At 62.1% G+C, this 19,960-nt stretch carries 17 protein-coding genes; 8 read left to right on the top strand and 9 right to left on the bottom strand.

The features are described from left to right. The first annotated feature begins 144 nt into the window (after positions 1-144). The 4 genes from HU762_RS12800 to HU762_RS12785 all read left to right on the top strand — a co-directional run bounded on the left by HU762_RS12800 (position 145) and on the right by HU762_RS12785 (position 3,472). Positions 145-1,971 carry a long-chain-acyl-CoA synthetase gene (locus HU762_RS12800; RefSeq protein WP_186637285.1) on the top strand — a complete coding sequence of 609 codons (1,827 nt, stop codon included), beginning with the start codon at positions 145-147 and terminating at the stop codon, positions 1,969-1,971. Positions 1,972-2,066: 95 nt separating this feature from the next. Beyond that, the gene (locus tag HU762_RS12795) at positions 2,067-2,585 is read left to right on the top strand and encodes an ankyrin repeat domain-containing protein (RefSeq protein ID WP_186637284.1); all 519 of its coding nucleotides are present in this window, start codon (positions 2,067-2,069) and stop codon (positions 2,583-2,585) included. A gap of 93 nt (positions 2,586-2,678) precedes the next feature. Then, positions 2,679-3,209, top strand: a complete 531-nt coding sequence (locus HU762_RS12790; RefSeq protein ID WP_186637283.1) for a hypothetical protein — start codon at positions 2,679-2,681, stop codon at positions 3,207-3,209. 71 nt (positions 3,210-3,280) lie between these two features. Continuing rightward, entirely contained in the window at positions 3,281-3,472 is a 192-nt protein-coding gene (locus HU762_RS12785) for a PLDc N-terminal domain-containing protein (protein ID WP_047229615.1), read from the top strand. A 76-nt stretch (positions 3,473-3,548) separates the two neighbouring features. Here the strand turns inward: HU762_RS12785 and HU762_RS12780 are convergent, their stop codons facing one another. The 9 genes from HU762_RS12780 to gcl form a co-directional block, all read right to left on the bottom strand. Further along, positions 3,549-4,748 (bottom strand): MFS transporter, encoded by a 1,200-nt coding sequence (locus tag HU762_RS12780; protein WP_186637282.1) that lies wholly within the window; start codon positions 4,746-4,748, stop codon positions 3,549-3,551. A 240-nt stretch (positions 4,749-4,988) separates the two neighbouring features. Continuing rightward, a complete protein-coding gene (locus HU762_RS12775; RefSeq protein ID WP_186637280.1) occupies positions 4,989-5,987 on the bottom strand; it encodes a sulfate ABC transporter substrate-binding protein in 999 nt (332 codons plus the stop codon). Between the two features lie 91 nt (positions 5,988-6,078). Then, positions 6,079-6,903 carry an ion transporter gene (locus HU762_RS12770; protein WP_186637278.1) on the bottom strand — a complete coding sequence of 275 codons (825 nt, stop codon included), beginning with the start codon at positions 6,901-6,903 and terminating at the stop codon, positions 6,079-6,081. A 20-nt stretch (positions 6,904-6,923) separates the two neighbouring features. After that, positions 6,924-7,838, bottom strand: a complete 915-nt coding sequence (locus tag HU762_RS12765; protein WP_186637411.1) for an urea transporter — start codon at positions 7,836-7,838, stop codon at positions 6,924-6,926. A gap of 57 nt (positions 7,839-7,895) precedes the next feature. Then, positions 7,896-9,311: a pyruvate kinase gene (gene pyk / locus HU762_RS12760; RefSeq protein ID WP_186637277.1), complete on the bottom strand. Its 1,416-nt coding sequence runs from the start codon at positions 9,309-9,311 to the stop codon at positions 7,896-7,898. Next, on the bottom strand, positions 9,298-10,581 hold the full coding sequence (locus HU762_RS12755) for a glycerate kinase (RefSeq protein ID WP_186637275.1): 1,284 nt from the start codon (positions 10,579-10,581) through the stop codon (positions 9,298-9,300). The genes pyk and HU762_RS12755 overlap by 14 nt, the downstream gene beginning before the upstream one ends. Positions 10,582-10,665: 84 nt before the next feature. Beyond that, positions 10,666-11,556, bottom strand: a complete 891-nt coding sequence (locus HU762_RS12750; RefSeq protein ID WP_186637273.1) for a 2-hydroxy-3-oxopropionate reductase — start codon at positions 11,554-11,556, stop codon at positions 10,666-10,668. Positions 11,557-11,609: 53 nt separating this feature from the next. Then, positions 11,610-12,392 (bottom strand): hydroxypyruvate isomerase, encoded by a 783-nt coding sequence (gene hyi, locus HU762_RS12745; protein WP_186637271.1) that lies wholly within the window; start codon positions 12,390-12,392, stop codon positions 11,610-11,612. A gap of 155 nt (positions 12,393-12,547) precedes the next feature. Further along, positions 12,548-14,323, bottom strand: coding sequence for a glyoxylate carboligase (gcl, locus tag HU762_RS12740; RefSeq protein ID WP_186610385.1), 1,776 nt, complete (start codon positions 14,321-14,323; stop codon positions 12,548-12,550). Between the two features lie 233 nt (positions 14,324-14,556). Here gcl and HU762_RS12735 point away from each other — a divergent pair, with 233 nt between their 5' ends. The 4 genes from HU762_RS12735 to HU762_RS12720 all read left to right on the top strand — a co-directional run bounded on the left by HU762_RS12735 (position 14,557) and on the right by HU762_RS12720 (position 19,949). Further along, positions 14,557-14,997 carry a heme-binding protein gene (locus tag HU762_RS12735; RefSeq protein ID WP_186637269.1) on the top strand — a complete coding sequence of 147 codons (441 nt, stop codon included), beginning with the start codon at positions 14,557-14,559 and terminating at the stop codon, positions 14,995-14,997. 193 nt (positions 14,998-15,190) lie between these two features. After that, positions 15,191-17,317 (top strand): DNA helicase RecQ, encoded by a 2,127-nt coding sequence (gene recQ / locus HU762_RS12730; protein ID WP_186637267.1) that lies wholly within the window; start codon positions 15,191-15,193, stop codon positions 17,315-17,317. Between the two features lie 117 nt (positions 17,318-17,434). Continuing rightward, complete coding sequence (locus HU762_RS12725; RefSeq protein WP_186610388.1) at positions 17,435-17,869, top strand: MarR family transcriptional regulator; 435 nt, start codon at positions 17,435-17,437, stop codon at positions 17,867-17,869. A gap of 112 nt (positions 17,870-17,981) precedes the next feature. Beyond that, positions 17,982-19,949, top strand: coding sequence for a FimV/HubP family polar landmark protein (locus HU762_RS12720; protein ID WP_186637264.1), 1,968 nt, complete (start codon positions 17,982-17,984; stop codon positions 19,947-19,949). The last annotated feature ends 11 nt before the right edge of the window (positions 19,950-19,960 follow it).

Genomic DNA, 19,960 nt, shown 5'->3' with positions numbered 1-19,960 from the left:
TCGCCTGGCCCCGGGCTGCGGATACAAAACATTGCAAAAACCGCGTGTACAGCCGCTGAATCGCTGGCGTACTTTCGAATCCAGATTTCGCACAACCTATAACAAGAACCGCGGTCCATAAGGCCGGACGGGGAAGGATCACCCATGAGTCGTACACCCAGCGACGCTATTACCTGGGGCATGATGCTGCGCAAACTGCCGGCCATCGCCAGGGCTGTTCCCCGCATTGTCAAAGGCATGAAGCTCGCCAACGTCCAGGACCCCAGCCAGCCCTGTGGCTTGGGCTGGTGCTTCGAGCAGGCCACGCAACGTAATCCCCAAGGCCCGGCGTTGCTGTACGGCGACACGGTGTTGAGTTATGCACAGGTCAACGCGCAGGCCAACCGCATCGCTCATTACCTCCAGGCGCAAGGCATCGGCAAGGGCGACTGCGTGGCGGTTTTCCTGGAAAACCGTCCCCAGCTGTTGATAACCGTGCTGGCGGTGGCAAAGGTCGGCGCCGTCAGCGCGATGATCAATACGTCGCAAACTGGCGATGCCCTGGTCCATAGCCTGGCGCTGGTCGCGCCCGTTGCCGTGGTGGTCGGGGACGAACGAGTCGCAGTGTTCAACGACGTGCGCGGTCGGACCGCGCTGTCGGATGCCCGTACCTGGTGGGTGGAAGATCAGGAAAGCGCCGCGGCTCCGTGCGGATTCGTTGACCTGATAAGCAACAGCGAGCAATACCCGGGCGATAATCCGGCCAGCAGCCAGCAGGTCTTCCTCAACGACCCGTGCTTCTACCTCTACACCTCAGGGACTACCGGACTGCCCAAGGCCGGCGTTTTCCGCCATGGCCGTTGGATGCGCACCGCCACCAGTTTCGGCCTGATCGCCCTGGACATGCAGCCCGAGGACATCGTCTATTGCACGCTGCCGCTGTATCACGCCACGGGTCTGTGTGTGTGCTGGGGCGCGGCGGTTTGTGGTGCGTCGGGATTTGTGATCCGCCGCAAGTTCAGCGCCAGTCAGTTCTGGAACGACGTGCGCCGCTATCGGGCGACCACCTTGGGTTATGTCGGCGAGCTGTGCCGCTATCTGGTCGACCAGCCCGAGAGCGGCACGGACCGGCAGCACGCCGTGACCAAAATGATTGGCAATGGCCTGCGCCCAGGTGCCTGGGCGGCCTTCAAGACCCGCTTCGGCGTCGGCCACATCTGCGAGTTGTATGCGGCCAGCGACGGCAATATCGGCTTCACCAATATTCTGAATTTCGATAACACGGTGGGGTTTTCCCTGATGGGCTGGGAGCTGGTGCAGTACGACCATGACAGCGGCGCGCCTTTGCGAAATCTGCAAGGACGCATGCAGAAGGTTCCCAAGGGCGAGCCGGGCTTGCTCTTGGCGCGCATCGACGACAAGGCGCCGCTGGACGGCTACACCGATGCGGCGAAGACCGAAAAGACCGTCTGCCGGGACGTCTTTGCTCCCGGCGATCGTTATTTCAACACCGGCGACTTGCTGCGCAACATCGGGTTCGGCCACGGCCAGTTCGTCGATCGCCTCGGCGACACCTATCGCTGGAAGGGCGAGAACGTCTCGACCACGGAAGTCGAGAACGTGCTGCTGCAACACTCGCAGATTTGCGAGGCGGTGGCCTATGGCGTAGCAGTCAGCGGCACCAATGGCCGTGCCGGCATGGCCGCGATCACGCCGTCCGAATCCCTCGCGACGCTGGACTTCAGTGAACTGTTGCAGTTTCTCCGGTGCAAGTTGCCTGGCTACGCGGTGCCGCTGTTCCTGCGCATCAAAGTGAAGATGGAGACCACGGGCACCTTCAAATACCAGAAGACCCGGCTCAAGGCCGAAGGCTTCGACCCTTGCCTTGCGGGCGATGAACCGATCTACGCGTGGCTGCCCGATACCGCGACCTACGTGCGAGTAGACCGGCAACTGGCGACGCAGATCCAGGGCGGGCAGTACCGCTATTGATTCTGGCTATGGCAGTGGCAGAGAAAAAAGGGATGACAACGCCGGAGTCCCTCGGGAAACTAGCGGCTTTGCGAAGAGCCAACTGGAGTTTTCCCATGTCCGATACAAGCCGCCAGATGACCCCGGAAGAGGCTGCGGAATTTGCCGAGCAGGTGTTCAACGTCGCGCGCCAGGGCGATGCCGCGATGATGGCTGCGCTGCTGAGCAAAGGCCTGCCGCCGAACCTGCGTAACCACAAGGGCGACACCTTGCTGATGCTCGCCGCTTACCACGGGCATGTGGAAACCGTGAAAGTGTTGCTGGAAAACCAGGCCGATCCGGAAATTCGCAATGACAACGGCCAGAGTCCGATTGCCGGCGCGGCGTTCAAGGGCGACCTGGCGGTGGTCTCGGCCTTGGTAGATGGCGGCGCGCAAGTGGAAGGTTGCTCATTTGATGGCCGCACGGCCTTGATGATGGCGGCGATGTTCAACCGGGTGGAAATCGTCGATTACCTGATCAGCAAAGGCGCCGATCCCAAGGCCAAGGACGCCAACGGCGTCTCGGCACTGGATGCGGCCAAGACCATGGGCGCGGTGGATACCACGGCGCAGTTGGAGAAACTGTTGGGCTGAGAGCCAGCTCCTCCGCCAGAGGATGTGCCCTGACATCAGCCGATGTGATGCGCTATCCTGCGCGCCTGAAAATTCAGCCACAGGATTCGCCCAATGAAAGCCGCACTCGCCGAACTCATCAGTAAAATCAGCTCCGGCTGCCTCGGTGATGCGGACATTGAGAAAATCGCCGACGAAGCGGCCCAGGCCTACGCTGATCCGGTGGCTTTCCTGGCGGCCAATCCGGACATCAACTACGACGACACCTTCCCCATCCCGTTGGGCGAATGGGTGGTGGTGGGCAGCCTGCCGGACACGGTGTTGTTCCAAGCTGACGCCTACGTCGAGTTGTTCGAGCAGATCGTCGCCTCGTTCGGCCCCGGTGTCGCCTTCAACCTCAAGCCCAAGCAACTGGCCAAGACCGAAGCGCTGACCGCACTCAACCGCATCCAGATCCAGATGAGCAGCCTGAACAAGGAAAACGGCGGCTACGTGCTGATGAACTTCAGTCAGTTGCTCGACGATGAATTGCAAATGGTACTGGTGTACGGCAATGACCTGCCGCGCGTGCTGGCGCTGTGCGCCGAAGTCGGCATCGCCGCTGCGCCCGCCCTGGAAGCGCTCAAGGTCGCGGTTCACGTCTGAAACAATAATACGGAACCCTTGCCCTGGCGCCGCTATCCTAAGTGTGCATATCACCATTTGGGAGCGACACCATGGGTTCCACTTTCAACGGCCTGATTGGCCTGATCATCCTGGCGCTCGATATCTGGGCCATCATCAATGTGCTCAAGAGCGGCGCGGGCACCGGGGCGAAGGTCCTGTGGGTGCTGCTGATCCTCCTGCTGCCGGTGTTGGGCCTGATTATCTGGGCGATTGCCGGGCCGCGTGGCAACGTGCGGATCTGACCGCTCCAGCAAAAATGCCCGACAGGTACTGACCTGTCGGGCATTTTTTATGGCCTGACTTTATCGCGGCAGGCTCTCAGGCCGGTGCCAGCGTGGATTTCTGCGAAGCACTCAAGAAGCGCAGCAGTGCCAGCAGCGGGAAGGCACTGCCGACGATCACCACCCACAACCAGCCGCCATGTTCATAGACCGCGCTGGCGATCGACGAGCCGAACGCGCCGCCGACAAAAATGCTGGTCATGTACAGCGCGTTCAGCCGGCTGCGACTTTTCGCATCCAGGGCATAAATAGTGCGTTGGCCCAAGACCATGTTCATCTGCACGCAGAAGTCCAGCACCACACCGGTCACTGCCAGGCCGATGACGCTGTACAGCGGGTGAATGAATGCAGGCAGGAAACTCAGGGCGGCGAACAGCATGGCCAGCAGCGAGGCGATGCGCGTGTGTCCGGTATCGGCGAGGCGGCCAGCGATGGGCGCGGCGATGGCGCCGATGGCACCCACCAGGGCGAACAGCGCGATCTCCGTCTGGGACAGGCCGTGGTTGCGCGACAGCTCCAGGGGCACGGCGGTCCAGAACAGGCTGAATGTGGCGAACATACAAGCCTGGTAGAAAGCGCGCTGACGCAACTGCGGTTGCTGGCGCAGCAACGTGCCGAGCGAGCCCAGCAGTTGCCCGTAGGACGCGCGGTGGTCGGGCTGGCGCTTGGGCACGGTGACCGCCAGGACGATACTGATCGCGGCCATCAGCGCTGCGGCGATCATGAACATCGCCCTCCAACCGAAATGGTCCGCCACGAGGCTGGACACCGGCCGTGCCAACAGGATCCCGAGCAACAGCCCGCCCATGATCCCGCCCACGACGCGACCGCGCGATTCTTCCGGCGCCAAGTGCGCGGCAAGCGGAATCAGCACCTGGACCGAGACCGAACTGAACCCCACCAGCAACGAAACCAGCAGGAATACGTTCGGTTGCTCGGTGAACGCCGCGCCCAACAGGCTGGCAATCGCGACCACGGTGGTGAGGATCATCAGGCGGCGGTTTTCCAACAGGTCGCCCAGCGGCACCAGGAAAAACAGCCCCAGGGCATAACCGATCTGGGTGAGCGAGACGATCAGGCTGGCCATGGTGCTGGACAGGCCGACGTCCGGCGCAATCAGTTCGATGATGGGCTGGGCGTAGTAGATGTTGGCAACAATGGCGCCGCAGCAGAAGGCGAACAACAGGACCATGCCCCGTGTCAGGGGGGCGGGCGAGGCGGGTGAATGAGCACTCATGGCAATCTCATCGATCGATTGAAAGGGATGGCGAGAGGCTAAAGACTTGCGGGGCTCTGGAACAGGGCTTGGGGTTGATAGCAGTCATGCCTGCGGTTGATGGTAATTGCTGCTTGATCGTTCCCACGCTCTGCGTGGGAATGCATCCAATGACGCTCTGCGTCACAAAAGGACGCGGAGCGTCCCGGGCGGCATTCCCACGCGGAGCGTGGGAACGATCAACACAGGACCGCGCTCAGCTCACTGCCCGTTATAAATCTGGTCGAAAATCCCACCGTCATTGAAGTGGGTCTTCTGCACGGTGCGCCAGTCGCCGAAGGTTTTTTCCACCGAGAGGAAGTCGACTTTCGGGAAGCGGTCGGTGTATTTCGCCAACACCGCCGGGTCCCGAGGGCGCAGGTAATTGGCCGCAGCGATTTCCTGGCCTTCTGGCGACCACAAGTATTTCAGGTAAGCCTCGGCGGCGGCGCGGGAGCCTTTTTTCTCGACGACTTTATCCACAACACTGACCGGTGGCTCGGCTTCGGCGGACACGCTTGGGTAGACCACTTCGAACTGGTCGCGGCCAAATTCACGGGCGATCATTTCCGCTTCGTTTTCAAAGGTCACCAACACGTCGCCGATCTGGTTGGTCATGAAGGTCGTCGTGGCCGCGCGTCCACCGGTGTCCAGCACGGGCGCTTGCTTGAACAGCTTGCCGACGAAGTCCTTGGCCTTGGTCTCGTCGCCGCCATTCTTGAGCACATAACCCCACGCCGACAGATAGGTGTAGCGGCCATTGCCGGAGGTTTTCGGGTTGGGCACGATCACTTGCACGCCGTCCTTGAGCAGGTCCGGCCAGTCCTTCAGTGCCTTCGGGTTGCCCTTGCGCACGATAAACACCGTGGCCGAGGTGAACGGCGCGCTGTTGTCCGGCAGGCGGGTGACCCAGTTCTCTGGGACCAGTTTGCCGTTGTCCGCCAGGGCATTGATGTCGGTGGCCATGTTCATGGTGATGACATCCGCCGGCAATCCATCGATCACCGAGCGCGCCTGTTTGCTGGAACCGCCGAAGGACATCTGCACGGTGATGTTCTCGTTGTGCTCGGCCTGCCAATGTTTCTGGAACGCAGCGTTGTAGTCCTTGTAGAAATCACGCATCACGTCGTAGGAAACATTGAGCAGGGTCGGGGCGGCGTGAGCCAGGCTGCCGAACGTCAGGCCGGCGGCGAGAAGGGTGGCGCCAAAGAATTTCTTCACTGCGAATTCCTTTTTATTTGAAAGAGTAGGGCGATAAGCCAGCACACTAGCGATTGGCATATAGGCCATCAAGTATTTAAAAGTGCTTTGCTTATTCCAATTTCTTGAACAACGCGTTGCCACAACGGGAGCAGAAGGCGGCGCCATGTTCATGGTTGTTTTTACTGCACACCGGGCAGTTGTGCTTGAGCTGGTCGCCGCGCATGGCGTTGGCCAGCTCGGCGGTGAAAATTCCCGTGGGCACGGCGATGATCGAGTAACCGGTGATCATCACCAAGGAGGAAACCACTTGGCCCAGCGGAGTCTTCGGCACGATGTCGCCGAAGCCCACCGTGGTCAATGTCACGATAGCCCAATAGATTCCCTTGGGAATGCTGGTGAAGCCGTGCTCGGGCCCTTCGATGACATACATCAGCGTGCCGAACACCGTAACCAGGGTCGATACGCTGACCAGGAACACGATGATTTTCTGCTTGCTGCCCCGTAGCGCAGCCAACAGGTAGTTGGCCTGCTTGAGGTACGGGCTGAGCTTGAGCACCCGGAAAATCCGCAGCATGCGGATGATCCGCACGATCAACAGATATTGGGCGTCGCTGTAGTACAGCGCGAGGATGCCCGGCACGATCGCCAGCAAATCCACCAGCCCGTAGAAACTGAACGCGTAGCGCAGCGGCTTTGGTGAGCAGTACAGGCGCAAGCCGTACTCCACGATGAAGATGAAGGTGAAGCCCCATTCGATGGCGGCCAGCAGCGTGGCGTAGTTCTTGTGCACGCTGTCGATGCTGTCGAGCATCACGATCACCAGGCTGGCGAGGATGATCAGCAGCAGCGCGCTGTCGAAGCGCCGGCCGGCCACGGTGTCGGTCTGGAAAATGATCACGTAGAGGCGTTCACGCCAATTGTTGCTGCTGTCCATAACCTTCGCCTGATCGATATTCAGCGAAGCCTAGGGTGATTGCCCCGCAGAGTGCAAGGCGCAGTGTCGAGGCTGGCCTGATGCCACAGCCGCTCGGTCGCCTGCACCAGCCAGCACGCGAGGATGAACGGCGCTGTCAGCGGCGCCAGGCCCAGCGCCGCGAAACCCGGCGTGAGCAGGACCGCCAGCAGGATGCCGGCCAGCGGCTTCCATGGCTGACCGCGCTGTTGGCCCAGCGCCAGGGCGGCCAGCGCCGGGTTGTAGCCGCCCAGTCCGGACAGGGCTTGCAGCGTGTCTTGATGTAACCCGGTGAAAACCAGGCCGGCGACCGAACCGGACAGCGCCCAGGCAGCGGCGCGACGGTTGGCAATCAGCAAACCGATGGCGATCAGCGCACCGGCGAGCGGATGGTCGAGAAACATCACCTGTCCGAGGCCGTTCAAAGGGGCGGCCAGCAAAGAGGGATAAGTCATATCCAACGATGTGGGCGAGGGTGCCTGCGGGACAAAACCCAGCAGCAGCCAGCCAAGCCCGACGAAAGGCGCGGTGTAGGCCGGCAGGCAGCGTGGGCCTGGGGTTCGCTTGAGCCATTGCTGGGTCAGCATCGCGCTGAGGCCTGCGCTGGCGATGATCAACAGTGGCAGCAAAACCGACCAGGGAAATATCAGGCTCAGCAGCAATCCCAATAGGATGCCGTTGTAGCTGAACAGCCCGGCCTGCCGATGTTCCTTGGCATAACCGCGTCGTTGCGCGGTCAACAAACCCGCCACGCCGCCCAGCAGCGCGCCGCCGAGCAAGGCGGGCGCCGTCAGCAGAATGGCCACCAGACACAGCAAGCCGCACAGTGGATGACGCTGGAGGAAAATCTGGCTGAAGCCGTTGAGCAGGGCGGTGGCCCAGTCGGGGCACTGGGAGGGTGAGCAATGGTTGGGCATATGGGTCAGGGATAAGGAAACATGGTGGCGAGAAAGCAAGCCCCCTCGCCACGGAAATCAGATCAACGTCTCAATGCGCAGCGAATTGGTTGACCCCGGCTGTCCAAACGGCACGCCCGCGGTGATCAGCAAGGTGTCACCGCGCTGGGCCATGCCTTGGGCCTGGGCGATTTCCAGTGCCGTGGAGCACACCTCATCCACTTGCTTCAACCGATCGTTGACCACCGAGTGCACACCCCACGCCACGGTCAGGCGGCGCGCCGCCTGCAGATTCGGCGTCAGGTTGAGGATCGGCACCGTCGGCCGTTCCCGCGCCGCTCGCAAGCTGGAACTGCCCGATTCGCTGTAGTTCACCAGCACCGCCACCGGCAGCACGTTGCTGATCCGACGGATCGCGCAACTGATCGCGTCCGACACCGTGGCCTCGGCTTTCGGTCGGCTGACGTCCAACTGCGCCTGGTAGTCCGGGCCGCTTTCCACCTGGCGAATGATCTTGCTCATCATCTGCACGGCTTCGAGGGGATAGTCGCCCGAGGCGGTTTCCGCCGACAGCATCACCGCATCGGCGCCTTCGGCCACGGCGTTGGCGACGTCGGTGACCTCGGCGCGGGTCGGCGCCGGGGAAAAACGCATCGACTCAAGCATCTGCGTCGCGACGACCACCGGTTTGCCGAGGGCGCGGCAGGTGCTGATGATGTTTTTCTGGATTTGCGGCACACTCTCGGCCGGCACCTCCACACCCAGGTCACCGCGGGCAACCATGATTGCGTCGCTCAACTCAGCGATTTCCCGCAACTGGGCGACGGCCGAGGGTTTCTCGATCTTGGCCATCAAGAACGCCTTGTTGCCGATCAGCGCGCGGGCTTCGCGGATATCCTCGGGGCGCTGCACGAACGACAGCGCCACCCAGTCCACGCCCAGCTCCAGGCCGAAGCTCAAGTCGCGACGGTCCTTGGCGGTCAGCGGGCTCAGGTCCAGCACGGCTTGTGGCACGTTCACGCCTTTGCGGTCCGACAATTCGCCGCCATTGAGCACTTCGGTGTCGATGGCGTCAGCGTGCCGGGCGACCACCCGCAGGCGCAGCTTGCCGTCGTCCAGCAGCAGGTCCATGCCAGGCTCCAGCGCCGCAATGATTTGCGGATGGGGCAGGTTTACCCGACGTTGATCCCCCGGCGTCGGATCCAGGTCCAGGCGCAAGGCCTGGCCCCTTTGCAGCAGCACCTTGCCGTCGGCGAATCTACCGACCCGCAGTTTCGGGCCCTGCAAGTCCATCAGGATGCCCAGTGGATAGTTGAGCTGCTGCTCGACTTCGCGAATCCACTGGTAGCGCTGGGCGTGGTCGGCGTGGTCGCCATGGCTGAAGTTCAGGCGAAAGATATTCACGCCGGCCTGCACCAGTTGGCGAATGTCATCGATCCCACGGGTGGCGGGGCCTAGTGTCGCGAGGATCTTGACCTTCTTATCGGGCGTCATTTTTTGGATTCTCAAGGATCAGGATGGCGCGGAAGTCGTTGACGTTGGTGCGGGTCGGTTCGGTGACGATCAACGCATCCAGGGCAGCGAAGTAGCCGTAGCCGTTGTTGTTATCCAATTCGTCGCTGGCGCTCAGGCCCAATTCGGCGGCGCGGCGATAGCTGTCCGGGGTCATGAGCGCGCCGGCGTTGTCCTCGGACCCGTCGATGCCGTCGGTGTCGCCCGCCAGCGCATAAATGCCGGGGTAGCCCTTGAGGCTGTCGGTGAGGCTCAGGAGAAATTCGGCGTTACGTCCGCCACGGCCATTGCCACGAACGGTGACCGTGGTTTCGCCGCCGGACAGGATCACGCACGGCGCCGCCAAGGGCTGGCCGTGTTGGGCGATTTGTCGGGCGATGCCAGCGTGGACTTTCGCCACCTCCCGGGATTCGCCTTCCAGGTCGCCCAGGATCAGCGGACTGAAACCGGCCTGGCGGGCTTTCACCGCGGCGGCCTCCAGGGATTGTTGCGGGCGGGCGATCAGTTGGAAATGACTGCGGGCCAGGCTCGGGTCGCCGGGCTTGACGGTCTCCGACTCGGGGCTTTGCAGCCAGGCGCGCACCGAGGCCGGTACGTCGATGTCGTAGCGCTTGAGGATCGCCAGCGCATCGGCTGACGTGCTGGGGTCGGCCACCGTCGGGCCGGAGGCGATGACCGTGGCCAGGTCGCCCGGCACATCGGAAATTGCGTAGGTGTAGACCGTCGCCGGCCAGCAGGCTTTGCCCAGCCGCCCACCCTTGATCGCCGAGAGATGCTTGCGCACGCAATTCATCTCGCCAATGGTGGCGCCGGATTTGAGCAGGGCTTTGTTGATCGATTGCTTGTCAGCCAAGGTGATGCCGGCTGCGGGCAACGCCAGCAACGCGGAGCCACCCCCTGACAGCAGGAAAATCACCCGGTCGTCTTCGTTCAGGTTGCTTACCCGTTCGAGTACCCGCCCGGCCACTTCCAGGCCTGCGGCGTCCGGCACCGGATGGGCGGCTTCGACCACTTCGATTTTCTGGCAGGGCGCGCCGTGGCCATAGCGGGTCACCACCAGGCCCGTGACTTCGCCCTGCCAGCAACGCTCGACCACCTGCGCCATGGCCGCCGCGGCTTTGCCGGCACCGATGACGATCACCCGGCCGCTGCGGTCAGCGGGCAGGTATTGTTCGAGGACTTGCTGCGGATGGGCCGCGTCGATGGCTGTGGCGAACAGCTCGCGGAGCAATTGTTGCGGATCGACCGACATGGCGGGCTCCCGATTTTTATTATGGGTGTGATGCAGGCCCGTGGGGAGCGAGCGAACCCGTTCCCACGGGTGGAGCGGCAGGGCTTATTTGTCGCGGATCGAGAAGTTGGCCATGTGCTCCAGGCCCTTGATCAGCGCCGAATGGTCCCAGTTGCTGCCGCCGATGGCCGCGCAGGTGCTGAACACTTGTTGGGCATTGGCGGTGTTGGGCAGGTTGATGTTCAGTTCCTTGGCGCCTTGCAGCGCGAGGTTCAGGTCCTTCTGGTGCAGGCTGATGCGGAAGCCCGGGTCGAAGGTGCCCTTGATCATGCGCTCGCCGTGTACTTCGAGGATCTTCGACGAAGCGAAACCGCCCATCAACGCTTCGCGGACCTTGGCCGGATCGGCGCCGTTCTTCGCGGCGAACAGCAGGGCTTCGGCCACGGCCTGGATGTTCAGCGCAACGATGATCTGGTTCGCCACTTTGGCGGTCTGGCCATCGCCGTTGCCGCCGACCAAGGTGATGTTCTTGCCCATGGCCTGGAACAGCGGCAGGGCGCGCTCGAAGGCCGCGCTGTCGCCACCGACCATGATGCTCAGTGTCGCGGCCTTGGCGCCGACTTCACCGCCGGACACCGGGGCGTCGAGGTACTGCGCGCCTTTCTCGTTGATCTTCGCCGCAAACGCCTTGGTGGCGGTGGGCGAGATCGAACTCATGTCGATCACCACCTTGCCCGCGCCCACGCCGGCCGCCACGCCGTCGGCGCGCAACAGCACGTCTTCGACCTGCGGGGTATCCGGGACCATGACAATGATGAACTCGGCTTCCTGGGCGACTTCTTTCGGGTTGGCCAACGCCACCGCGCCACCGGCCACCAAGTCGGCGGGGGCGGCGTCGTGGTGCTGGGACAGGAACAGGCTGTGACCGGCCTTTTGCAGGTTCAGTGCCATGGGGTGGCCCATGATGCCGGTGCCGATGAATCCGATTTTAGCCATGGGAAAATCCTCTCTTATTTAAATGTCCCGGGTCTCGCAAAAGCACTATTGGGTCAGATCGCGTTGTGGGTTTTCAGCCAGCCCAATCCCGCTTCGGTGGTGGTCAGTGGCTTGTATTCGCAGCCGACCCAACCCTGGTAGCCGATGCGGTCCAGGTGTTCGAACAGGAAGCGGTAGTTGATCTCGCCAGTGCCCGGCTCGTTGCGGCCTGGGTTGTCTGCCAGCTGCACATGGTTGATTTCGCCCAGGTGCGCGGACAGGGTCCGGGCCAGGTCGCCTTCCATGATCTGCATGTGATAGATGTCGTATTGCAGGAACAGGTTGGCGCTGCCCACCTGTTCGCGGATCGACAGGGCCTGGGCGGTGTTGTTCAGGTAGAAACCGGGGATGTCGCGGGTGTTGATGGCTTCCATCACCAACTTGATGCCTTCGCCTTGCAGCTTTTCGGCGGCGTATTTCAGGTTGGCGACGAAGGTTTTTTCCGCCAGCGCTGCGTCGCACTTCTGCGGACGAATCCCGGACAGGCAATTGACCTGGGTGTTGCCCAGCACTTTGGCGTAGGCAATTGCCAGGTCGATCCCTGCGCGAAATTCCTCGACCCGGTCCGGCAGGCAGGCGATACCGCGTTCACCCTTGGCCCAGTCGCCGGCCGGCAGATTGAACAGCACTTGGGTCAGGCCGTTGGCGTCGAGCAGGGCCTTGAGTTCGGCGGAGCTGTAGTCGTAGGGAAACAGGTATTCGACCCCACTGAAACCGGCCTTGGCGGCCGCTTCGAAACGGGCGAGGAAATCCTGCTCGGTGAACAGCATGGACAGGTTGGCGGCGAAACGCGGCATGGTGGTCTCCTGTAAAAGTAAGGTTGTTTCTGATCGTTCCCATGCTCCGCGTGGGAATGCCTCTGGGGACGCTCCGCGTTCCGCTTTGGGACGCGGAGCGTCCCGGGCTGCATTACCACGCAGAGCGTGGGAACGATCAATCAAACACGGGGCTATCAGTCGAGCAGCGAAATGGCGGTCGGTGCATCGTTGCCCACCAGCGCCAAGTCTTCAAACTCATTGACTGCGTTGATCTCGGTGCCCATGGAGATATTGGTCACCCGCTCCAGGATGATCTCGACGATCACCGGTACCTTGAACTCCTCGATCATCTCCTGGGCCTTGCGCAATGCCGGCTGGATGCCAGAGGGTTCGAATACCCGCAACGCCTTGCAGCCCAGGCCCTCGGCGACGGCGACGTGGTCCACGCCATAACCGTTGAGTTCCGGCGCGTTGAGGTTGTCGAACGACAGTTGCACACAGTAATCCATGTCGAAACCGCGCTGGGCCTGGCGAATCAGGCCCAGGTAAGAGTTGTTCACCACGACATGGATGTACGGCAGCTTGAACTGCGCGCCCACCGCCAGTTCTTCGATCATGAACTGGAAATCATAGTCGCCCGACAGCGCCACGACCTTGCGGCTCGGGTCGGCCTTGACCACCCCCAGCGCGGCCGGAATGGTCCAGCCCAAGGGACCGGCCTGGCCGCAGTTGATCCAGTGGCGCGGCTTGTAGACGTGGAGGAACTGCGCCCCGGCGATCTGCGAGAGACCGATGGTGCTGACGTAGCAAGTGTCCTTGCCGAATACCTGGTTCATTTCCTCATAGACCCGTTGCGGCTTGACCGGCACGTTGTCGAAATGGGTCTTGCGCTGCAGGCTGGCCTTGCGTTGCTGGCAATCCTGGAGCCAGGCGCTGCGGTCCTTCAGCTTGCCGGCGGCTTGCCACTCGCGGGCTACTTCGAGGAACACGGTCAGGGCCGAGGCAGCGTCGGAAACGATGCCGAGGTCGGGGGTGAATACGCGGCCGATCTGGGTCGGCTCGATGTCCACGTGAATGAATGTGCGACCTTCGGTGTAGACATCCACCGAGCCGGTATGACGGTTGGCCCAACGGTTGCCTACGCCCAGCACCACGTCCGACTTGAGCAACGTTGCGTTGCCGTAGCGGTGCGAGGTTTGCAGGCCGACCATGCCGACCATCAGCGGGTGATCGTCCGGGATCGTGCCCCAGCCCATCAATGTGGGGATGACTGGGATGCCGGTCAGTTCGGCAAATTCCACCAGCAGGTCACTGGCATCGGCGTTGATGATGCCGCCACCGGCGACCAGCAATGGACGCTCGGCCTGGTCCAGCATCGCCAGGGCTTTCTCGATCTGCACGCGGTTGGCCGAAGGTTTGGCCAGGGGCAGCGGCTGGTAGGCGTCGATGTCGAATTCGATCTCGGCCATCTGCACATCGAACGGCAAGTCGATCAGCACCGGACCCGGACGGCCTGAGCGCATCTCAAAAAACGCCTTCTGGAATGCGTAGGGCACCTGGCCCGGCTCCAGGACGGTGGTCGCCCACTTGGTCACTGGCTTGACGATGCTGGTGATATCCACAGCCTGGAAATCTTCCTTGTGCATGCGGGCGCGGGGTGCTTGCCCGGTAATGCACAGGATCGGGATCGAGTCGGCCGAAGCGCTGTAGAGCCCGGTGACCATGTCGGTGCCAGCCGGCCCGGAGGTGCCGATGCAGACGCCGATATTGCCAGCCTTGGTCCGGGTGTAACCCTCGGCCATGTGCGAGGCGCCTTCAACGTGGCGAGCGAGGACATGATCGATGCCGCCAACCTTTTGCAGGGCAGAGTACAGCGGGTTGATCGCAGCACCCGGGATGCCGAAGGCGGTGTCCACGCCTTCACGACGCATCACCAGGACGGCGGCTTCGATTGCTCTCATTTTGCTCATGGTTTTGTGCCTCTTACGTTTTGTAATTGTATACAAGTGGCTTCTGGATGGAGTGTATTCAGAGCGAGCGGCGCAGGTCAACGCATTTCCTCAAGCAGCTGTTTTATTCGTCGGAAGTCGGTATTTTGCCGGCTTGCTCGAATATCGCTCCAGTTATCGATAATTATTGTATACAAAATATATGTTTGTTGTGTTCTATTTGGCTCCTCACATAACCGAGAAGGACAGCATCCATGAACCCTCTAACCCTGGAAGTCGCCGTCAACCTGGCGGTGCAAGCCCTTGCCGCGGGTCGTGAAATCAGCGCCGCGCCCCTGACCGTCGCGGTTCTGGACAGCGGAGGGCACCTGATTGCCCTGCAACGGGAAGACGGCGCCAGCCTGCTGCGCCCACAAATCGCCATCGGCAAGGCCTGGGGCGCCATCGCGTTGGGCAAAGGCTCACGCCTTCTGGCCCAGGACGCCCAGCAGCGCCCGGCATTTTTTGCAGCGCTGAACGGGCTGGGGCAGGGCAATATCGTGCCGGCACCCGGCGGGGTGTTGATTCGCGATCAGGACGGGAAGGTGTTGGGAGCCATTGGGATCAGCGGCGATGTGTCGGATGTCGACGAACAGGTCGCGATCAGGGCGGTAGAGGCATTGCAGCTGCGTGCCGACGCAGGGACAGCCGCTTGATGCCACGGGCATGGCCGAACTCCACACCTCTTGTCAGCGGCGCCCTTTGCAACGAAGGGCTCGGGTATACTGCCGCGTTTTGTGATGCCCTGCGGTGTCCGGCCGGTTTGAAACGCACACTTACGATTTGTCGGTGCGTTTTTTGGATTCTCAACCAGCCTTGCAGGGATGTTTCGGTGATTTTGGAGTTTCTATGCTCGAACAGGCTCAACGCGTCCTTAAGGACATCTTCGGCTACGACAGTTTCCGTGGCCGCCAAGGTGCCATTATTGAGCGCGTGGCCAGCGGTGGCGATGCGTTGGTGCTCATGCCCACCGGCGGCGGCAAGTCCTTGTGTTTCCAAGTCCCGGCGCTGTTGCGCGATGGCCTGGCGGTGGTGGTTTCGCCGCTGATCGCCTTGATGGACGACCAGGTTGCCACCCTTGAAGAACTCGGTGTCGCTGCCGCAGCGCTGAACTCCACCCTCAGCGCCGAACAGCAGCGGGACCTGGCGGCGCGGATCAAGCGCGGCGAAGTGAAAATGCTCTACCTGGCGCCGGAGCGCCTGGTGCAACCGCGCATGCTGGCGTTTTTGCAGAGCCTGGAAATCGCCCTGTTCGCCATCGACGAAGCACACTGTGTGTCGCAGTGGGGTCATGATTTCCGCCGCGAGTACCTGCAGCTAGGGCAACTGGCCGAACTGTTTCCCGATGTGCCGCGCATCGCCCTGACCGCCACCGCCGACAAGCGTACCCGTGAAGAAATCGTCGAACGACTGCATCTGCAGAACGCCGAGCGGTTCCTCTCAAGTTTCGACCGTCCGAACATTTTCTACCGCATCGTGCCCAAGGAGCAGCCGCGCAAGCAGTTGCTGGCGTTCCTTGCCGAGCGGCGCAGCGACGCCGGTATTGTCTACTGCCTGTCGCGCAAGAAGGTCGAGGAAGTGGCGGCGTTCCTGAGCGCACAGGGTTTTCCCGCATTGCCTTACCACGCCGGCCTGCCCAACGACCTGCGCGCCTATCACCAGAAGCGTTTCCTTAATGAGGAAGGCCTGATCATGGTCGCCACCGTGGCGTTCGGCATGGGTATCGACAAGCCCAACGTGCGGTTTGTCGCGCACCTGGACTTGCCCAAGTCCCTCGAGGCGTACTACCAGGAAACCGGGCGTGGCGGCCGCGATGGGCTGCCGGCCGATGCCTGGATGGCCTACGGCCTGCAAGACGTGGTGATGCTCAAGCAGATGTTGCAGAACTCCGAAGGCGATGAGCGCCACAAACGCCTGGAGCAACACAAGCTTGACGCGATGCTTTCGCTCTGCGAAGAAACCCGCTGCCGTCGCCAGACCTTGCTGGCCTATTTCGATGAAGACATGCCGCAACCTTGCGGGCATTGCGACAACTGCGTCGATGGCGTGGAAACCTGGGACGCCACCGAACCGGCGCGCCAGGCCCTGTCGGCGATTTATCGCACCGGCCAGCGTTATGGCGTGGGGCACCTGGTGGACGTGCTGCTGGGCAAGGACAACGAAAAAGTGCGCAGCTTCGGCCACCAGCACCTTTCGGTATTCGGCGTGGGCAAGGCCCGCAGCGAGAGCGAATGGCGGTCGTTGTTCCGACAGCTCGTTGCGCGTGGCCTGGCGGACATCGACCTGGAAGGCTACGGCGGCCTGCGCTTGAGCGCGAGCTGCCGGCCGTTGCTCAAAGGCGAGGTCACCCTCGAGTTGCGCCGTGACCTCAAGCCCGCCACGGCGGTCAAGAGCAGCAAGAGCCAGGCCAGCCAACTGGTGCGCGGCGAGGAGCGCGATCAGTGGGAAGCCTTGCGTGCCCTGCGCCGCAAGCTGGCCGAGGAACACGGTGTGCCGCCGTATGTCATTTTCCCCGATTCCACGTTGCTGGAAATGCTCCGCAGCCAACCGACTTCCCTGGCGGAGATGGCCCGGGTCAGCGGCGTCGGCGCACGCAAGCTGGAGCGTTATGGCGAGGCCTTCCTGCAAGTGCTCGGCGGCGAAGTCGAGGCACCCCCGGCAGTCGCCGATGTACGTCACGAACTCATCACGCTGGCCAGGGCCGGCATGACCCCGATGCAGATCGCCGGGCAATTGCAATGCTCGGAAAAGAACGTCTACACAATGCTGGCCGAGGCCATCGGCCAACAACAACTGTCGTTGGAGCAGGCGCTGGACCTGCCCGAGGAACTGATGGGCGAAGTGCAGGACGCTTTTCTCGATGGCGAAGGCGAACTGCCCCCGGTATCGGAAGTGGCCGCGCTGTTTACCGGTCGGGTCCCGGAAGGCGTCTTGTATTGCGTCAGGGCTGCACTGCAATCGGAATTCGAAGTCTGATCAGTCAGTTACATTCCTTTAACGATTCACTACAGTGCCAGCCTTGCCTGAATCCAAAGCTCATGCTTAGCTGACTAATAATTAGTTTTTCTCTATTTCAGATCCTATGAGTTTTTTATGTCCTTGACCGATCAACACCGTTTTGGCATGCAGCTGGCACAGATGTCCCGCGGCTGGCGCGCCGAGTTGGACCGTCGCCTGGCCGGGCTGGGCCTGTCCCAGGCGCGCTGGCTGGTGCTGCTGCACCTGGCCCGGTTCGAACAGGCGCCGACCCAGCGCGAATTGGCCCAGAGCGTTGCCGTAGAAGGCCCGACCCTGGCCCGTTTGCTCGACAGCCTGGAAACCCAGGGACTGGTGCAGCGCCAAGCGGTGGCCGAGGACCGCAGGGCCAAGAAAATCGTCCTGTGCGCACCGGCGCTGCCGTTGATCGAGCAAATCGAAACCATTGCCACCCAGTTGCGCCGGGAATTGTTCGAAGGCGTCGACGAGGAGGACATGCGGGTATGCATGCGCGTCCACGGCACCATCCTGGCCAACCTGGAAAAATCCTGAGGCATATCCCCGGCGCCAGACTTTTGAGATTCGGCCGTTAGCGAACTATAACCAGTAGTGAGCGTTCGTATTGGAAGCGTTTCGCACTGGTTAGTGAATCAAAAGGATGCCCATGCTTGAAAGTTTGAAATCCACGTTGCGCAGTTGGATCAACGTGTCGATCGTCGTGGGTGCCCTTGGTTTTCCGGCCTTGGCGTCGGCGCTGGGCCTGGGTGAGATCACGCTTCATTCCGCGCTCAACCAGCCGTTTCGCGCCGATATCGCGCTGGTCGACGTGGCCGGCCTCAGTGAAGGTGACTTGTCCGCGAGCCTGGCGGGTCCGGACGACTTCAGTCGTGCCGGCGTAGAGCGGGTGTTCTTTCTCAATAACCTGCGCTTCACGCCGGTGCTGCGCGGCGAGCGCAGTTTCATTCGGGTCACTTCCAGCAAACCGGTCGAAGAACCCTTCCTCAATTTCCTCGTGCAGCTCAACCAGCCCAACGGGCGCCTGCTGCGCGAATACACCGTGCTGATCGATCCGCCGGGAACTCCGGGTATCGTGCCCATCCGCGACGAGCCTTCCACCCCCGCCGAGGCAAAGCCTGCCACCAAGCCGCCGCCGGCGACACAAGGCAAGCGCTACACCGTCGTGCAGGGCGATAACCCTTGGATCATCGCCAAGCGCCTGCATGATGCCGGCAGCAATGCGTCGGTCAACGAGCTGATGCAGGGGATCCAGGCGCTCAATCCCGGTAGCGAGCGACTCTCAATCGGCCAGCGCTTGTTGTTACCGGATTCGGCGATATTGCCGCCCGCCGAACGCACCCCGGCCGCGGCTCCCGTCGCGCCTGACAACAACGCCGAGCAATTGGCGACCAGCGTGCTGCAAAGCCAGCAGCAACAGCAGACCATCGAGCAACTGCAGGCCAGGATCCAGGCCCAGGATGAGGAAATTGCTGCCCAGCGGCAGCAGATCAGCGATCTGCAAGCGCAACTGACCCAAGCCACGCCGCCGGCCGATGCGTCACCATCGTCAGCCCCGGAACCCGACGAATCCGCTCCGGCGGTTGAGGCAGAGCCATTCGTCGAGGCAGTGCCAGTCGCGCAAGGCGAGGGCATCGACTGGTTGTGGATGACGGGACTGGTGGGGCTGCTAGGGTTGCTTGCGCTGTTGCTGTTTCTCCGGCGCCGGCAACAGCAGGAACTGGCCAGCCCCGAGCCCATGCAGGGTCGCCCCGACCTGACGGTAGACCATGACACCGAAACCTATGCAGAAGCCGCCGACGCCGAGCGTCCCGAGGTCGCCGCGTCGTTCCATAACGGCGATGCGCCGTTGGGCGATGTGCTCGAAGGCGTGGGCATCTACCTGACCTATGGCCGTTTCACCGAAGCCGCTGGGCTGCTGCGCGCTGCATTGCTGGCGGAGCCTGGGCGCACCGACCTCGGCCTGAAGTTGTTGGAGGTACTGGGTAAGCAAGGTGATGTCATCGGCTTCCAGGCGCAGGAGAATCACCTGTTGGCCCAGGGTGTCGATCACGAGGCGCTGGAAGAGATCCGCAAGCGCTATCCCAAGGTTGCGGTGATCAACGCGCCGATCGAGGCGCCGGCACAGATCCAGGCACCGGAGCCCCCACCGACATCCGAACCAGCCCCCGAAGCCGGCGACGAATTCGAATTGAAACTCGACGGGCTCTCCCTGGAAAACAGCTGGGACCTGGGCGATGCCCAACCGATGTCCCCTGGGCCAAAGACGCCGCCGTCCGCCAGGACCGAGACGTTGTCGCTCTCGGGATTCGACGAGCCCGACCTGCAATGGGGCGCGCCGCTGGAAACCGAATCGCTGGACGATGATTTCCTCGACGGATTTGCCGATGAAGAACAGTCGCTGGAGCTGGAACCGATGACGCTTGAGCCGCTGTCGCTCGAACCGGTCTCCTTCGAACCGCCGCCGCCGGAACACTCGCTCAAACTGGAAGAAGCCCAGAATTGTATCGATGAGGGCGATTTGAAGAGCGCCATCACCCTGCTGGAAGAGTTGCTGGAAGAGGGCGATGAACCGCTCAAAGAGACCGCCCGGGTGTTGTTGGCCGGGATTCGTTGAGTTGCTCTTGA

Source organism: Pseudomonas sp. SWRI92 (assembly GCF_014268685.1).
GTDB lineage: Bacteria > Pseudomonadota > Gammaproteobacteria > Pseudomonadales > Pseudomonadaceae > Aquipseudomonas > Aquipseudomonas marvdashtae.
The sequence above is the reverse complement of the archived record's forward strand: the minus strand, read 5'-3'. Positions and strand labels throughout refer to the sequence as shown.

What these genes read in the sequence shown, in the direction of transcription:
- HU762_RS12800 (WP_186637285.1), top strand. Translation starts at nt 145, where the DNA reads ATGAGTCGTACACCCAGCGACGCTATTACCTGGGGCATGATGCTGCGC.
- HU762_RS12795 (WP_186637284.1), top strand. Translation starts at nt 2,067, where the DNA reads ATGTCCGATACAAGCCGCCAGATGACCCCGGAAGAGGCTGCGGAATTT.
- HU762_RS12790 (WP_186637283.1), top strand. Translation starts at nt 2,679, where the DNA reads ATGAAAGCCGCACTCGCCGAACTCATCAGTAAAATCAGCTCCGGCTGC.
- HU762_RS12785 (WP_047229615.1), top strand. Translation starts at nt 3,281, where the DNA reads ATGGGTTCCACTTTCAACGGCCTGATTGGCCTGATCATCCTGGCGCTC.
- HU762_RS12780 (WP_186637282.1), bottom strand. Translation starts at nt 4,748, where the DNA reads ATGAGTGCTCATTCACCCGCCTCGCCCGCCCCCCTGACACGGGGCATG.
- HU762_RS12770 (WP_186637278.1), bottom strand. Translation starts at nt 6,903, where the DNA reads ATGGACAGCAGCAACAATTGGCGTGAACGCCTCTACGTGATCATTTTC.
- HU762_RS12765 (WP_186637411.1), bottom strand. Translation starts at nt 7,838, where the DNA reads ATGCCCAACCATTGCTCACCCTCCCAGTGCCCCGACTGGGCCACCGCC.
- pyk (WP_186637277.1), bottom strand. Translation starts at nt 9,311, where the DNA reads ATGACGCCCGATAAGAAGGTCAAGATCCTCGCGACACTAGGCCCCGCC.
- HU762_RS12755 (WP_186637275.1), bottom strand. Translation starts at nt 10,581, where the DNA reads ATGTCGGTCGATCCGCAACAATTGCTCCGCGAGCTGTTCGCCACAGCC.
- HU762_RS12750 (WP_186637273.1), bottom strand. Translation starts at nt 11,556, where the DNA reads ATGGCTAAAATCGGATTCATCGGCACCGGCATCATGGGCCACCCCATG.
- hyi (WP_186637271.1), bottom strand. Translation starts at nt 12,392, where the DNA reads ATGCCGCGTTTCGCCGCCAACCTGTCCATGCTGTTCACCGAGCAGGAT.
- gcl (WP_186610385.1), bottom strand. Translation starts at nt 14,323, where the DNA reads ATGAGCAAAATGAGAGCAATCGAAGCCGCCGTCCTGGTGATGCGTCGT.
- HU762_RS12735 (WP_186637269.1), top strand. Translation starts at nt 14,557, where the DNA reads ATGAACCCTCTAACCCTGGAAGTCGCCGTCAACCTGGCGGTGCAAGCC.
- recQ (WP_186637267.1), top strand. Translation starts at nt 15,191, where the DNA reads ATGCTCGAACAGGCTCAACGCGTCCTTAAGGACATCTTCGGCTACGAC.
- HU762_RS12725 (WP_186610388.1), top strand. Translation starts at nt 17,435, where the DNA reads ATGTCCTTGACCGATCAACACCGTTTTGGCATGCAGCTGGCACAGATG.
- HU762_RS12720 (WP_186637264.1), top strand. Translation starts at nt 17,982, where the DNA reads ATGCTTGAAAGTTTGAAATCCACGTTGCGCAGTTGGATCAACGTGTCG.